Source organism: Noviherbaspirillum sp. (assembly GCF_035654295.1).
In the GTDB taxonomy this organism is placed as follows: domain Bacteria; phylum Pseudomonadota; class Gammaproteobacteria; order Burkholderiales; family Burkholderiaceae_D; genus Noviherbaspirillum.
In genome coordinates this window covers 1-13,251 of sequence record NZ_DASRXF010000121.1, presented here as the reverse complement: position 1 = coordinate 13,251, position 13,251 = coordinate 1, and the positions used below count along the sequence as shown (strand labels likewise).

Here is a 13,251-nt window from a genome sequence, read left to right as displayed (position 1 = left end):
ACGGTGTGTTCGATGTCTACTTCTGTCATAAACACCTCAGGCAGGTCGACCTGCGGAACATCGCCTAAAATCGTGATCACATGTGTTACCTATGTCTCCCGACAGGTGTTACCCATGTGTCCCGGCTAAACACTGCGCTCTACCCACCCTACCGTTCTTTATGATTTGGTGGGTTTCGCTGCGCTCTACCCACCCTACGGTTCTTTATGATTTGGTAGGTTTCGCTGTGCTCTACCCACCCTACCGTCCTTTATAAAGAATCGTAGGGTGGGTAGAGCGAAGCGAAACCCACCAAATCACATAAAGAACCGAAAGGGCGGGTAGAGCACAGCGAAACCCACCAGCTCATCGCTCCCCTCGATTCATCCTAATGCTTCTGATGCTCCTGGATCGCCTGCGTCCAGATCTCGGTATCCTCCGGCGACATGTTGCCCAACGGCGGCAGTCGCGCATCCTGCAGCCCCTCCTGCTCGATGTCCTTGAGGTACTGTTCCCGCGACAGCAGCGTCCCGAGGCAGATGTCGTTCTCGGGGGAGGCCGAGTGCGTTTCCTGGCGCAGCCGCTCGATCATTTCGTCCATCACGGCGGCAGGCACGAGATGGCGGGCGGACGGATACGCGAAGCCGAACAGCACCAGGTGGCTCATCAGTACCCGCCAGTGCGGGCCGAAGCGCCGCATGAGCCGCGGCCAGTCGAGGCGGTCGCCGCAGGCGTGCAGGAGGTGGATGATGTCGGCGCCGTCGAAACGCTCGCGTTCCATGATGAAGGCCTTGGACCAGATCATTTCCTCCGCCGGGCAGATCTTCACGTCCACGCCGTGCACGCTGGCATCGACCGCGTACTCGAACCAGAGGTCGTCCACTTCCGCGATGCCATTGCCGGAACTGAAGATCAGGTCGATGTACACGTCGTCGAAACGGACCTTGCCCAGCCAGTGCGGAAAAGTGAGTTCCGTATCGTGCCCGCGCTCGTGCAACGCCGCGCTGATCGGTTCGAAATCGTTGCGGCGGATGAAGATGTCGAGGTCGCGCGTGTGCCGGTTGATGCCGGTATAGCGGTTGAAGGCATATGCCCCGCCGACAAGGAAGGGCACGCCGGATTCGATGAGGATATCGAGGACCCGGCGGTAGAACGCCCTGACTTCCGGCTCTGGATTCTCCGGAGTGCGCAGGATCGAGACGGCGGCTTCCATGGTGGTATCCCGTTGCGATGATGTCAGCAAGAATCAGCAAAACTTATGCCACGCAGTTACGGTCTTTATCGGTGTGAACACTGAAGGAAAACAATCTGCCTGAAAGGAGCGCACGTGGTCTCACAGGAAACTATTCGATTTGCGGCAGTGGGCGATATCCATTGCAAGAAGGAATCCGCAGGCAGCCTGCGCAACTTTTTTTCGCAGGCGGCGGAATCGGCCGATGCGCTGCTGCTGTGCGGCGACCTGACCGACTACGGGCTGCCGGAAGAAGCGAAGGTACTCGCCGATGACTTGTCCGTGGCACGCATTCCGATTGTCGCCGTGCTCGGCAACCATGACTACGAATCGGGCCAGCAGGATCAGGTGCGGCGCATCCTCGGCGATGCCGGCGTACGCGTGCTCGACGGCGAGCCCTGCGAGATCCACGGCGTCGGCATCGCGGGCGCCAAGGGCTTTTGCGGCGGGTTCGGCAGAGGGTCGCTCGGCCCCTGGGGCGAGATCGCGATCAAGAGCTTCGTCAACGAGGCGATCCAGGAAGCGCTCAAGCTCGAGGCCGCGCTGGCCAAGCTGCGCACGACGCAGAAGCTGGCGTTGCTGCACTATTCGCCGGTCGCGGCTACCGTGCAGGGAGAACCGGTGGAAATCTTTCCCTTCCTCGGATCAAGCAGGCTGGAAGATCCGCTGCTTCGCTATCCCGTCAATGCCGTGCTGCACGGACACGCGCACCGCGGCTGCCCGGAGGGAAGGACGGCCAACAATATCCCCGTCTATAACGTCGCCAAGCCTTTGCTGCAGCGAACCTACACCGATCGTCCGCCGTTCCGGATTATAGAAATTCCAAAATCCGAACCGGCTCCCATGTAAAGTTGACCGATGCTTGTGCGTCGGCTGTCCCACGTCGAAAGGTGTTAATTTTCCTGAGACATGTTGATAAAACGCAAGAGTTGCGCTGATTTCTCTCGGGTTCATTGCGCCTTGGCAACCGGTCTGAACATCGCGGGCCATCTTAAGATTGGCCTAAGTTTTATATGGGAACATTCTTCGCGTTAATTGCAATCACGCCGCCGCCGGTGGCGTGGCTGCCTTCAACCGGGAGGATTCGAACCATGTTAGAGAAGTCCATTTCGACCGCACGACAGTCCGTCCAGTCCGTTGTGGCCGGCGACAAGCCGCGCAACGGCGATGCCATGATCCGCGTATTCCAGAGCCGCATGGCCGAGCGCCAGCGCGCCGAGCGCGAAAGGCGCGACCGCTACGGCCGGTTCGGCGGACGCTGATCAGCTGCATGTGCTGAGAATGTCCTTCTCGCAAGAGAAGCGACAACGACACGAGGAAGGGGCCCGCATCGAAAGATGCGGGCTTTTTTTGTGCCCTGCTCCATGGCTATTTCTGCAAGGATTGCTCCCGCCCCGCCCGCGCGCCTACAATCGAGGGTTCCCACTCCCGCCCTTGCCCCGCATCACACCATGAAGGTATTGCTCGTAGAAGACGACATCATGATCGGCGAAAACATCCAGATCGCGCTGGAAGGCGAGGGTATGTCCATCGACTGGGTGAAGGACGGCCGCGATGCGGAGAAGGCACTCGCCGCGCAGGAGTATGAGGCGATGCTGCTCGATCTCGGCCTGCCGCGGGTGGACGGCATCGACGTGCTGCGTAACTTGCGCGCGCGCGGCAAGCGCCTGCCGGTGATGGTCATCACCGCGCGCGACACCGTCGCCGAGCGCGTGCAGGGATTGAACAGCGGTGCCGATGACTACCTCATCAAGCCCTTCGACCTGGAAGAACTGATTGCCCGACTGCATGCGCTCATCCGTCGCTCCAAGGGCGGCACCGAGCCGGTATATCGGCGCAGCGGCGTGATGGTCAACATCGAAACGCGCCAGGTGCTGGCCGGCGAGAAACAGGTGATGCTGTCCTCGCGCGAATGGGCGGTGCTCGAAGCGCTCGTCACGCGACCCGGCGCCATCCTCTCCCGCGCGCAGCTCGAAGAGCGCCTGTACGGCTGGACCGGGGATGTCGAAAGCAATGCGGTCGAGGTCTACATCCACGGCCTGCGCAAGAAGCTCGGCACACAGTTCATCGTCAATGTGCGCGGCCTTGGCTACATGGTCGAGAAAACCTGATGCGTTCGCTCCGCATACGACTGCTGATCCTCCTCGGCGCGGCCATCGTGGTCGCCACCGCGGTGCAGTTCGCCGCCTCCTTCCGCGCCGCCATGCAGGAAGCGAACGACCTGTTCGATTACCACATGGAACAGATCGCGCTGGCGCTCCAGGACAGCGCCTACCAGCAGCCTTCCTGGTACAAGTCTTCCGGCGGCGGCGACATGGCCGGCTTCGATTTCGTGATCCAGATCTGGACCGACGACGGCGTGCGCGTGTACCAGTCGCGCCGCTACCGCAACCTGCCTGAGCGCGCGGAGCTCGGCTATTCCAATGTCCGCCTCGACAACGGCGACTGGCGCGTCTACAACGTGCAGAACGGCACGCGCGTGATCCAGGTTGCGCAAAAGATGGATACCCGCCGCGACCGTGCGATCTCGCTCGCCATGCATTCGCTGTGGCCGTCGATCCCGGTATCGCTGCTGTTGTTCGCCGCCGCATGGTGGGTGGTGAGCGCCGCGCTGGCGCCGCTCAACCGCATCGGCCGCGACCTTGCCACGCGCAATGCCGACTCGCTCGATCCGGTGGATGCCAAGGGCGTGCCCAAGGAAGTGTCGCTGCTGGTGGCCGAACTCAATTCCCTGCTCGCGCGCATGGCGCTGGCCTTGCATGCACAGCAGCGTTTCGTCGCCGACGCCGCGCATGAGCTGCGCTCGCCGCTGACCGCGCTCAAGCTCCAGGTGCAGACGCTGGCCCGTGCCAAGGATGAAACGGCGCGCGCGCAGGCCGTGACACGCCTGCAGGGCGGTGTCGACCGCGCCTCGCGCCTGGTCGAGCAGCTGCTCGCGCTGGCCCGTCAGGATCCCTTGTCCGAGGCGGCGGAAATGAGCCCGATCTCGCTGCCGGCCTGCATCGAACAGGCCGCCGGCGACGTCGCGCCGATCGCACTGGCGCGCCACATCCAGCTCGAATACGGCGCCTGGATGCATGCCGAGATCATGGGCGATGCCGAAGGCGTGCGCATCCTGGTGCGCAACCTGCTGGACAACGCGGTGCGTTATTCCCCCGAACATGGCCGTGTGCGCATCGACCTCGTGGCTGAGGGGCCGGCGCTGCGCCTGACGGTCCAGGATTCGGGTTCCGGCGTGCCCGAGGAAAACCGTGCCCGCATCTTCGACCGCTTCTACCGCGTCCCGGGGACCAGCGCGAGCGGCAGCGGTCTCGGACTGGCGATCGTGAAGGCGATTGCCGAACGGCACGAGGCGTCCGTCGAACTCGGCCAGGCGGAACTCGGCGGCCTGGCTGTGACCGTCTGCTTCCCCTTGCCAGCGGTGCCGGCGCCGGCGGAACCGGAAGCGATGACAGCCTGACAATCTTGCCGTCTTAAGTTTCCCCTAAGTGTTCTGGTGCAAGATAACAGCTCTCAGCCGCGAGCGGAACGGATTCAGAGTCTTCGTAGCGTCGTAGCCGAGACAGAGTCAATCTGATTTCCCTATTCGGCCCGTCTGGCAAACCATACGGGCCGTTTTTTTTGCAACGCCGGCTATCACCTTCGTTGTTGTCCGCTTGATTTTTCCACCACAGGAGTATGCATGCCGGAATTCCTGACGGATATCGCCGAGCTCGTCTGGCCGTTTTCAATTGCCCTGGCCTGGGTCTTGGGCGAGCTGGTCCACCGTATCGCGGGTCTGCCGCGCATCACCGTGTATGCGCTGACCGGATTCGTGCTGTCGCATTCGCAGGCCGGCCTGTTGCCGCTGCCCGGCGAAAGCGCGGCCATGCTGATCGCCAACATCGCCTTCGGGCTCATCCTGTTCGAGTTCGGCTACCGCATCAACCTGCGCTGGCTGCGCGCCAATCCCTGGATCGCCGCCAGCGGCCTGGTCGAGTCGGCGGCCACCTTTGCCGCGGTGTTCGCGGCGGCTGAGCTCTTTGGCATGGCGGCGCTGCCGGCCATGCTGCTGGCAGCGCTCGCCATTGCCAGCTCGCCTGCCGAAATCCTGCGTGTGGTCAACGAGCAGCGCAGCTCAGGACAGGTGACCGAGCGGGCCCTGCACCTGTCGGCGCTGAACTCCATCATCGCTGCATTTGTCTTCAACATCATTGTCGGCCTGTGGACCTTCCAGCATTCGGGCAGCCTGCTTGGGGCGGTATCGAACAGCATCGTTCTGCTGGCCGTATCGGGCGGCCTGGGCGTGGCGTTCGGCTTTGCCGTGCCCGGACTGCTGCGCCGGCTCGGGACGCTCGGCCGCGACGCCACCATCGCCTTCGCGGTCGCGGTGATCTTTCTATGTTCCATCGCGCAGGCGCTCAACATGTCGCCCGTCTTGGCCGCGCTGGCCTTCGGCTTCGTCGCCCGCCACCGCCGCGTGACGCTGGGGCAGGCGCAGCGCAATTTCGGCGCCCTGGGCGACCTGCTGACCGTGCTGCTGTTCGTGTTCATCGGCGCCACGCTGGCCTGGCCGCGCATCGCCTCCGGCATCGGCATTGCGCTCGCCATCCTCGGCGCGCGCCTGGTCGCGAAAACCGCCGCCGTAGTGATGTTTGCGCGGGTGAGCGGCACGACCTGGCGCAAGGGCTTGCTGACCGCCGTCGCGCTCTCGCCGATGTCGGTGCTGGTACTTGCCATGCTGGTGCGCACACGCGAGATGGGCATCGACCTGATGGACCAGCTCGCACCGCTTGCCGCGGCGACGTTGTTCCTGGCCATCGCCGGCCCGCTGCTGACGCAATGGGCGGTGAAGCTGGCCGGCGAGAGTGCAGAAAAGGAGGAGTGATGCCCCTGGAAACCTTCAAATCGTCGCGCCCCCTGACGCTCGGCGTCGAACTCGAGCTGCAGCTGGTCAGCCTGAGCGACTTCGACCTCGTCGAAGCCAGCCCGGACATGCTGCACCTGCTCGAACGCAAGCGCTTCCCGGGCAACGTCGTGCCGGAAATCACGGAAAGCATGATCGAGGTCTCGACCGACGTGCATACGAACCATGGCGAGCTGCTGTCGCAGCTGCATCGCATCCGCGACAGCCTGGTGCAGGCGGGCGACATGCTCAACGTCGGCGTCTGCGGCGGCGGCACGCATCCCTTCCAGCGCTGGTCCGAGCGCAAGATTTTCTCCAAGCCGCGCTTCAAGCAAGTCTCGGGACTTTACGGCTACCTCGCCAAGCAGTTCACGGTATTCGGCCAGCACATCCATGTCGGCTGCGCCTCCGGCGACGACGCACTGACGCTGCTGCATTCGCTGAACCGCTACATTCCGCATTTCATTGCACTGTCGGCATCCTCGCCCTATTTCCAGGGCAGCGACACGCTGTTCAACTCGGCGCGGCTCAATTCGGTGTTCGCATTCCCCCTCTCCGGCCGCGCGCCTTTCCTGCTGCGCTGGGAAGATTTCGCCCGCGATTACTTCGAACGGATGGAAGACACCGGCATCGTCAAAAGCATGAAGGACTTCTACTGGGACATCCGGCCCAAGCCCGAATACGGCACCATCGAACTGCGCGTGTGCGACACGCCGTTGACGGTGGACCGTGCCGCCGCGCTCGCCTGCTACCTGCAGGCACTGTGCTGCTACCTGATGGAAGGCATCGAGCCGGCCCCCGCCGAGGACGATTACCTGGTGTACAACTACAACCGCTTCCAGGCCTGCCGCTTCGGCCTCGACGGCGCCATGGTGCATCCCAAGCGGCATGAGCCGGTCACTATCCGCGACGACGTGCTTGCCACGCTGCGCCTGATCGAACCCTATGCCGAAACGCTCGGCGCGCAGGCGGCGATCGAGCATGTCCGGCGGGCTGCGCAGGAAGGCAACGACGCCAGCTTCCTGCGCCGCGAGCGGCAGGGCACGGGCAGTCCGGAAGGGATGGTCGATGCGGCAATCCGGCGCTTCCGCGAGGGATGCGCGTGATCGTGGCATACTTGCCGGCTTCCAGATTCCGATCTCCCTGCCATGAAATGCGCCATCGTCCCCGTCACTCCGTATCAGCAAAACTGCAGCATCCTGGTCTGTGAAGAGACGCAGCGCGCCGCGCTGGTCGACCCGGGCGGCGAGCTGCCGCGCCTGAAGGGCGCGCTGCAGCAGCTCGGCGTGACGCTCGAAAAGGTCTTCCTCACGCACGGCCACATGGACCACTGCGCCGCGGCCGACCTCGTCCGCAAGGAATTCGGCGTGCCCATCGAAGGCCCGCACGTCGGGGACAAGTTCTGGATCGACCAACTGCCGGAGTCATGCCGCCGCGTCGGCTTTCCGCACGCCGATGCGTTCGAGCCGGACCGCTGGCTGGCCGACGGCGACAGCGTGCGCTTTGGTGCGCAGACGCTGGAAGTGTTGCATTGTCCCGGGCACACGCCGGGGCATGTCGTGTTCTTCCATCGCGGCGTGCGCCTGGCGCTGGTAGGCGACGTGCTGTTCCAGGGATCGATCGGCCGCACTGACTTCCCGCGCGGCGATTACGACACCCTGATCGACTCCATCCGCAACAAGCTCTGGCCGCTGGGCGACGACGTCACCTTCGTGCCGGGCCACGGGCCGGCATCGACCTTCGGCGACGAAAGGAAAAGCAATCCCTTCGTTGCCGACATGCGGTTCGGTTAAGAGCGTTCAGCCGGTGTGGCAGGCGCTGCAGCACACCTTGCAGCCGTTCACCTTGTTGAAGTGCGACTTCGCGGCTTCGACGGCATCGGTGCATTTGCTGAAAGAGCCCAGGTATAGGCCGTTGTCGCCTTCGGGCAGGTAGGTGCAGCGCGGGACGTGGACTTCATGGTCGCCATTCGGCTGGGCCTGTTTGTTGACGTAGTAATGCTGCACTGCGCACCTCCTGTTATGTCGATGTCACTGCGCGGGCCATGCTGGTTTTTGCCGCATGGTTTTTTTGTTGCCAAACAAGGTGGTGCTTATTGTACAGGCATGTTGTTTCTCTTCGGTGACCCGGTTACGGTCGGTACTCCGTTGTTACTTGCCGGGGCCAGTCCCGGCAGGCATCCACGCAGAGCAAACCGGATCGCCCTACCGAAGAGACGTCAGCACCCCCGGCAAGCATCTTCATCCGTTGCTATACTTGCCCCACCAAACCCCCAGGGCAAACCGGCCGAAAGGCCGGGACGCAAAGCTTCCGGCCTAAAAGAGAAACTCTCAAGGTAGCGGAGCCGCCTCCAATGCGGAGCCTCGCATGTAGCGGCGTGCCCTGTCTGCAAACACGTTCGTAAATGTTGTTGAAACAGGTCTTCGCCGTTCTTCTTTTCCTGCCCGCCATCGCAATAGCCGAATGCGGATTCATCGGCGACAGCAAGGAAATGACGATCGTCGTCAGCAAGCAGTCCAACAACCGCTGCTTCCAGTCCGAACAGTTCCGTGAAGCCTTCCGCGCCAACCTCGTGGCGGCGGTCAAGACGATGGATGAGCGCGCGCCCGTGAAGACGGCCGAGCGGCGCGCATCACCGCGCCCGCCCGGCATGCCCATACCCATACAACAAGCCGAGCTGTATTACGGACAGGCGCCCAAGCGCTGAGTCACCTCTACAGCGCCTGGTCGCGATACCACACCATCTGGTGCGTCGTGGCGAGCAGCTGGCCGTTGCGCGACCACAGCTTCCCCTCCTGATCGTAGTACCCGCCGTTGAAGGCATTGGCTTTCGCCTGTGCGAACGTGTGGTGGCCTTCGACGCGCTGCAGCCCGGCGCTGTCCACATGGAAGTTGATCGTCAGCGTCACCGTCGAGATCGCCGTCGGTCCGCCCTTGCGCACGAACAGGCGCGGGATGAAGGTGTCGCATTGCGCGGCGATGGACGGGAAGTCGAGCGGACGCGGCGGCACGTCGCTGATCCAGCACTGTGTCGCGCTGTCCTTGCCGCCCGCGAGCGGATTGCAGTCCGCATACCGCACGTCGTACATCGAGAGAAAAGGGACGTTCGCCGGCGAGGCATAGCGGTCGAGGCGTTCGGGTGCGTCAGCTTGCGGCATCCTCGATTCGGTATCCGACCATGCGTCGCGCCGCACCGCGAAGACGGCGCTGCCCGTGACCGCCGGTTCCTGGTCGTCGCCCTGGCGGATTTCGATCTGCCAGTGCTGCGTCGAGCGGCCGGTGCGCACCGGATGCACGCGCAGCATGAAATCGCCCTTCTGCAGTGGCCCGGCAAAGTTGACGGTCAGTGCCAGCGGATCGCCGAGACGTCGCGGATCGGTCAGGATGGCCTGGAGCAGGGTGGCGACGGTGGTGCCGCCGAACGGGGAAATCGCATTCCAGTAATGCGCGGACGTGTGGCCGCGGCGAAGGTCTTCGCCTTCCGTACTGAGTGCGATCGCCTGGTCGAATGGGTGGAGAGTCATGGGTACCTGCTTGTTGAAATGAAAATGCGAACAGTCGTGCTTTTCAATGGTAACCAAAATTTCCGGATGCCGCCGCTTACAGTGCCGGTATTGAGCAAAATCAGCCTTGGCGCAAAAAATTGCCGTACGGATACAAAAATTGGAATTACTTGCTATACTGACCTGATCAAATCCACGCAGGGCAAACCGGTCGAAAGGCCGGGACGCAAAGCTTCCGGCCTAAAAGGGACCTTGTCCCTCATGGTAGCGGGGCCGCCTTCTGAAGCGAAGTCAAGCTTCATGCTTTGGCATGCCTTGCTCTTTTGGGGATGCCGATGCGACCACTCCTGATTGCCGTCCTGTTGCTTCCCGCTGTCGCCTTTGCCGACTGCGGTTTCACGCGCACGGGCAATTCGATGACCATCGTCGTCGGCAAGGACCCGAAATGCCTGTCCTCGGGCGCGTTCCGCGAAGCGCTGAAAGCGGACATCGTGAACGCGCTGGAAGAGGAGGAGGTGGTGGTCGCGCGCAAGCGCGCCTATGACGACCGCAATACCCGCGGCGCGAAACTGTGGGCGATCGCCGAGCGGCGCCACCAGGAAGTCGGCGGGCGGTATTTCGGCCAGAAGCCCTAGTTAGCCTGGCGCCGCAAGGCGCGTGTCCACTTGTCGAAATAGGCCTGGTCGCCGCGCAGGTCGACCGCGATCTCCTGGCCGAGCTGGAGGCAGGCGTCGTCGTGTTCCTGCGGGGAGCGGCCGGCGTATTCGCTGACGGTGCGCACGTTCGGCTGGTTGGCCTCGGCAAACAGCGGCGATGCTTCGGCCAGGCGCACCAGTTCCGGAAAGCGCGCACGGAAGCGTTCGACGATCTCATCCACTTCCGCCCGTACGCCGGGCGAGGCTGTACGGCATAGCTGCTCGGGGAGGTAGGTGCGCACCGCGACGTACTGCACGATTGCATGCAGGGCCGCGCGCTCGTCGGTTTCCTTGTTCGACCCTGTTGTCGCGGCAGCTGCCTGCAGCGCAGCGGTTGCGGCAAGCGCCGCGGCGAGTCGAAGTGTCGGAAGGTGTGCCATCGGCCGGCGATCGTTGCAATCGAGGTAAAGGCCAAGATGGTAACGGCCCCCGCCTGCAGCGCGCCATCCCGCGAATATGGGATAGGGAGGGATTTACGCGCATAGCGCGCTCGCTGCCGCAGCCTGCATGCGTGCCGGAGCGGCGACGTCCAGGCCGTGGCGCAATTCGATGACCTGCACCGCTTCGGGGGCCGCCGCGCCCGGCGTGAACAGCAGCCATTGCGAAGTGCGCGGGTCTTCCAGAAGGACGGCGCTCTCCAGCCGGTCCGACAATGCCTCCGCGCGGCCAACAGCAAACCCTTCATCGCAAATAACGCTGATTCCGGTGGCAAATCCCTGCGGGAAGTGGACGATGAGCGCGTCGTCCATGTTCGGGGCGAATGCTTCGGCGAGCGCCGCCTGCAGGGCAGTCTCGCCGACTCGCCTGCGCAGGAACAGCACGACCTCCGTTTCCATGGCGCTTACCTGCGCAGACGGGACACCAGGAGTGAAGCGCCGATCGCTATCGGCAGCAGCGGCAGCAGCTGGAAGATCATCTGGCGCTCGACCAGTCCGTTCCGTTCCAGCAATAAGACCAGGCCTGCGAGGACGAGGATGAGGGGAAAGAACAGGCCCTTGCGTTGCATCGTGCTTTTCATGTCACGTCTCCTTGAAAGATGGGATCACGATAACGGCGCGGCCGGTGCGACGCCACGTCGATGCGACGAAACGCGCGGCCGGCGGAGCGAACGGCGGGTTTCCCGGAATGGAGCGCAATGAAAAAAGCCCGCGCGGGGCGCGGGCAAACCCATCATGGGCAGGACGGGAGAGACAGACGCTGCGGTATCAGCTGCCGGAGACGTTGCCGGCGCGCGCGGCACGCAGGGTTTCCGCACGCACTTCATCACGCGACTTGCCGGTCGCCAGGCGGGTATGCTCGACGAAAGCTTCCTGGTTGCCGATCTGCCCCTGGGCATAGGCCTGTTCCACTTCGGCGCGTACTTCGGCGCGGGTCTTGCCGCCGGCGATACCGGTATGCTCGACGAACTCGCTGCTTTGCGTTGCGGAACGGCCCTGTGCGTAGGAGCGATCAAGTTCCGCGCGGACCTCGGCGCGGGAGGGAGCGCCGGATGTGGCGCGGTTGTTGCTCGCATGTTCCACGAACTCGCTCTGGCGGTTCAGTTCGCCGCGGGCGTACGCCTGTTCAAGTTCGGCGCGTACTTCGGCACGGGAAACTCCCGAGACATCCGCGGCGAAGGCGCTGGCGGAGGTGGCGATCAGGGCAAGGGCGATGCTGGACAGTTTGACGTTCATTTGAATTCTCCAAGGAAGTAAAAGGCGGCAATCCGGTGCCGCGGCCTCAAAAGCTGCCTGTTCGCAAGTTGCTGCCCGGGACCGGCAGTCACTTGCAAATTGCAAGCTACGGATGCATCATAAACCAGTGACTTTTATTTTGCAAGTGAGTAGAATCGAAAATTATGGAAAAGCCTGAAAAACCGTGTGCTCCGCTGACTTGCCCGATCGTGAGGTCGGTGCGCCTGATCGGCGATGAATGGGTGTTGCTCGTCCTGCGGGCGCTGTTTCGCGGCGCCCATCGTTTCGATGAGCTGCAGAAACAGACCGGTGCGGCCACCAATATCCTGACCAACCGTCTCGGGCGGCTGGTGGAGGGCGGGCTGGTCGTCAAGAGCCCGTACCAGGAGCGGCCGGTGCGCTACAAGTACGAACTTTCGCCCTCGGGCGTGGCCTTGTTTCCGGTGGTGATGGAACTGATGCGCTGGGGCGACCAGTGGCTGCCCTGCGAGAATGTCGCGCCGGCGATGCTGCTGCATACCGAATGCGGCAAGCTGTCGCGGCCGGGCCAGCAGTGTTCGGAGTGCGGCGGGGCCCTGACGCCCCGGAACATCGAACTCGTCGAAAGCGAGGAGGGTGCGGCGCGCGCCGCATGACGTCTACTCGGATAGAATGCGCGTTTCCGCCAGCGAGGCGCGGCATTCCCTCCGCGCTTCCCCACATTCCGACATGAGTGCATATCCGGTCATCCACTGGAACGAGGCAGGCCAGGAGCGCACCGCGCGCTGGCGCTCCGAAGCCGGTCTTCCTCCCCCCAAACGCGTCGCCGTCGCCGATGACCGCATGAATGCGGACACCGCCTACCGCCTCGCCTGCGAAGGCACGGGGCTGTTATGGCGCGGCGATTACCACAACGCGCGCCAGCTGCTGCAGGCACTTGCCCGCCGCACCGATCGCAAGGCCAAGACCGGCAAGGACGCACCGGCGAGTGCGGCCGACGCCTTCCACCTGCACCGCAAGGCGCAGGCGCAGCGCGCCCGCATCCTCGGCATGATCCTGATTCCCTTCGATGCGGGCCATGTCGTGCCATTGCGCCGCGCGCCGGACGTGCGGCAGGCCTGCGAGGAGGCCTACGGAGATGCCGGCGAAGCGTATGTGGCTTCTCTGCGCGAGCTCCAGGCTCTGATCGGCGCGCACGAATGGCGCAAGAAGGGTGTCGAGATACCGGCGCTCGGCGCCCGCATCCATCCCTGGTACGGTGTCTTCTCGCCGGTGCGCGGCGAGTATGTCGACCTCGTTGCCGCGG

Annotated in this window: 17 protein-coding genes, 1 pseudogene and 2 riboswitches; of the genes and pseudogenes, 11 read left to right on the top strand and 7 right to left on the bottom strand. The window is 63.5% G+C overall.

Features of this window, described 5'->3' with window-relative positions; translation table 11 throughout:
• Positions 1-367: 367 nt before the first annotated feature.
• Positions 368-1,192: a nucleotidyltransferase gene (locus tag VFF99_RS12450; RefSeq protein ID WP_325018326.1), complete on the bottom strand. Its 825-nt coding sequence runs from the start codon at positions 1,190-1,192 to the stop codon at positions 368-370.
• Between the two features lie 114 nt (positions 1,193-1,306).
• Between VFF99_RS12450 and VFF99_RS12445 the strand changes: the two genes are divergently transcribed.
• The 7 genes from VFF99_RS12445 (at position 1,307) to VFF99_RS12415 (ending at position 7,888) form a co-directional block, all read left to right on the top strand.
• Complete coding sequence (locus VFF99_RS12445; protein ID WP_325018325.1) at positions 1,307-2,059, top strand: metallophosphoesterase family protein; 753 nt, start codon at positions 1,307-1,309, stop codon at positions 2,057-2,059.
• 242 nt (positions 2,060-2,301) lie between these two features.
• Positions 2,302-2,472, top strand: coding sequence for a hypothetical protein (locus tag VFF99_RS12440; protein WP_325018323.1), 171 nt, complete (start codon positions 2,302-2,304; stop codon positions 2,470-2,472).
• Between the two features lie 189 nt (positions 2,473-2,661).
• Positions 2,662-3,321, top strand: coding sequence for a response regulator transcription factor (locus tag VFF99_RS12435; protein WP_325018321.1), 660 nt, complete (start codon positions 2,662-2,664; stop codon positions 3,319-3,321).
• Positions 3,321-4,670: an ATP-binding protein gene (locus tag VFF99_RS12430; RefSeq protein ID WP_325018319.1), complete on the top strand. Its 1,350-nt coding sequence runs from the start codon at positions 3,321-3,323 to the stop codon at positions 4,668-4,670. Before VFF99_RS12435 ends, VFF99_RS12430 begins: the two co-directional genes overlap by 1 nt.
• A gap of 222 nt (positions 4,671-4,892) precedes the next feature.
• Complete coding sequence (locus VFF99_RS12425) at positions 4,893-6,077, top strand: cation:proton antiporter (RefSeq protein WP_325018318.1); 1,185 nt, start codon at positions 4,893-4,895, stop codon at positions 6,075-6,077.
• The gene (locus VFF99_RS12420) at positions 6,077-7,201 is read left to right on the top strand and encodes a YbdK family carboxylate-amine ligase (RefSeq protein WP_325018316.1); all 1,125 of its coding nucleotides are present in this window, start codon (positions 6,077-6,079) and stop codon (positions 7,199-7,201) included. The genes VFF99_RS12425 and VFF99_RS12420 overlap by 1 nt, the downstream gene beginning before the upstream one ends.
• A gap of 42 nt (positions 7,202-7,243) precedes the next feature.
• The gene (locus tag VFF99_RS12415) at positions 7,244-7,888 is read left to right on the top strand and encodes an MBL fold metallo-hydrolase (protein ID WP_325018314.1); all 645 of its coding nucleotides are present in this window, start codon (positions 7,244-7,246) and stop codon (positions 7,886-7,888) included.
• A gap of 6 nt (positions 7,889-7,894) precedes the next feature.
• On the opposite strand, the gene VFF99_RS12410 is transcribed toward VFF99_RS12415, so the two are convergent.
• Entirely contained in the window at positions 7,895-8,101 is a 207-nt protein-coding gene (locus tag VFF99_RS12410; RefSeq protein WP_325018312.1) for a hypothetical protein, read from the bottom strand.
• Between the two features lie 260 nt (positions 8,102-8,361).
• Positions 8,362-8,447: riboswitch (cyclic di-GMP riboswitch) on the top strand.
• A gap of 52 nt (positions 8,448-8,499) precedes the next feature.
• Here VFF99_RS12410 and VFF99_RS12405 point away from each other — a divergent pair.
• The gene (locus VFF99_RS12405) at positions 8,500-8,802 is read left to right on the top strand and encodes a hypothetical protein (RefSeq protein WP_325018310.1); all 303 of its coding nucleotides are present in this window, start codon (positions 8,500-8,502) and stop codon (positions 8,800-8,802) included.
• A gap of 7 nt (positions 8,803-8,809) precedes the next feature.
• Here VFF99_RS12405 and VFF99_RS12400 read toward each other — a convergent pair whose 3' ends face one another.
• A complete protein-coding gene (locus VFF99_RS12400) occupies positions 8,810-9,619 on the bottom strand; it encodes a thioesterase family protein (protein WP_325018308.1) in 810 nt (269 codons plus the stop codon).
• A 170-nt stretch (positions 9,620-9,789) separates the two neighbouring features.
• Positions 9,790-9,879: riboswitch (cyclic di-GMP riboswitch) on the top strand.
• Positions 9,880-9,933: 54 nt separating this feature from the next.
• Between VFF99_RS12400 and VFF99_RS12395 the strand changes: the two genes are divergently transcribed.
• A complete protein-coding gene (locus VFF99_RS12395) occupies positions 9,934-10,233 on the top strand; it encodes a hypothetical protein (protein WP_325018306.1) in 300 nt (99 codons plus the stop codon).
• Here VFF99_RS12395 and VFF99_RS12390 read toward each other — a convergent pair.
• The 4 genes from VFF99_RS12390 to VFF99_RS12375 form a co-directional block, all read right to left on the bottom strand.
• Complete coding sequence (locus VFF99_RS12390) at positions 10,230-10,673, bottom strand: hypothetical protein (RefSeq protein ID WP_325018305.1); 444 nt, start codon at positions 10,671-10,673, stop codon at positions 10,230-10,232. The genes VFF99_RS12395 and VFF99_RS12390 overlap by 4 nt on opposite strands.
• A gap of 93 nt (positions 10,674-10,766) precedes the next feature.
• The gene (locus tag VFF99_RS12385; protein WP_325018303.1) at positions 10,767-11,129 is read right to left on the bottom strand and encodes a hypothetical protein; all 363 of its coding nucleotides are present in this window, start codon (positions 11,127-11,129) and stop codon (positions 10,767-10,769) included.
• 5 nt (positions 11,130-11,134) lie between these two features.
• Positions 11,135-11,311, bottom strand: a complete 177-nt coding sequence (locus VFF99_RS12380) for a LiaI-LiaF-like domain-containing protein (protein WP_325018301.1) — start codon at positions 11,309-11,311, stop codon at positions 11,135-11,137.
• A gap of 187 nt (positions 11,312-11,498) precedes the next feature.
• Positions 11,499-11,966, bottom strand: a complete 468-nt coding sequence (locus tag VFF99_RS12375) for a DUF4148 domain-containing protein (RefSeq protein ID WP_325018299.1) — start codon at positions 11,964-11,966, stop codon at positions 11,499-11,501.
• Positions 11,967-12,130: 164 nt separating this feature from the next.
• Here VFF99_RS12375 and VFF99_RS12370 point away from each other — a divergent pair, with 164 nt between their 5' ends.
• Positions 12,131-12,601 (top strand): helix-turn-helix domain-containing protein, encoded by a 471-nt coding sequence (locus tag VFF99_RS12370; protein ID WP_325018297.1) that lies wholly within the window; start codon positions 12,131-12,133, stop codon positions 12,599-12,601.
• Positions 12,602-12,674: 73 nt separating this feature from the next.
• Positions 12,675-13,251: pseudogene (locus VFF99_RS12365) on the top strand (methyltransferase); the annotation flags it as partial.

Coding starts and splice junctions, on each gene's coding strand:
- VFF99_RS12450 (WP_325018326.1), bottom strand. CDS start 1,192: ATGGAAGCCGCCGTCTCGATCCTGCGCACTCCGGAGAATCCAGAGCCG.
- VFF99_RS12440 (WP_325018323.1), top strand. CDS start 2,302: ATGTTAGAGAAGTCCATTTCGACCGCACGACAGTCCGTCCAGTCCGTT.
- VFF99_RS12435 (WP_325018321.1), top strand. CDS start 2,662: ATGAAGGTATTGCTCGTAGAAGACGACATCATGATCGGCGAAAACATC.
- VFF99_RS12430 (WP_325018319.1), top strand. CDS start 3,321: ATGCGTTCGCTCCGCATACGACTGCTGATCCTCCTCGGCGCGGCCATC.
- VFF99_RS12425 (WP_325018318.1), top strand. CDS start 4,893: ATGCCGGAATTCCTGACGGATATCGCCGAGCTCGTCTGGCCGTTTTCA.
- VFF99_RS12420 (WP_325018316.1), top strand. CDS start 6,077: ATGCCCCTGGAAACCTTCAAATCGTCGCGCCCCCTGACGCTCGGCGTC.
- VFF99_RS12415 (WP_325018314.1), top strand. CDS start 7,244: ATGAAATGCGCCATCGTCCCCGTCACTCCGTATCAGCAAAACTGCAGC.
- VFF99_RS12405 (WP_325018310.1), top strand. CDS start 8,500: ATGTTGTTGAAACAGGTCTTCGCCGTTCTTCTTTTCCTGCCCGCCATC.
- VFF99_RS12400 (WP_325018308.1), bottom strand. CDS start 9,619: ATGACTCTCCACCCATTCGACCAGGCGATCGCACTCAGTACGGAAGGC.
- VFF99_RS12395 (WP_325018306.1), top strand. CDS start 9,934: ATGCGACCACTCCTGATTGCCGTCCTGTTGCTTCCCGCTGTCGCCTTT.
- VFF99_RS12390 (WP_325018305.1), bottom strand. CDS start 10,673: ATGGCACACCTTCCGACACTTCGACTCGCCGCGGCGCTTGCCGCAACC.
- VFF99_RS12385 (WP_325018303.1), bottom strand. CDS start 11,129: ATGGAAACGGAGGTCGTGCTGTTCCTGCGCAGGCGAGTCGGCGAGACT.
- VFF99_RS12380 (WP_325018301.1), bottom strand. CDS start 11,311: ATGAAAAGCACGATGCAACGCAAGGGCCTGTTCTTTCCCCTCATCCTC.
- VFF99_RS12375 (WP_325018299.1), bottom strand. CDS start 11,966: ATGAACGTCAAACTGTCCAGCATCGCCCTTGCCCTGATCGCCACCTCC.
- VFF99_RS12370 (WP_325018297.1), top strand. CDS start 12,131: ATGGAAAAGCCTGAAAAACCGTGTGCTCCGCTGACTTGCCCGATCGTG.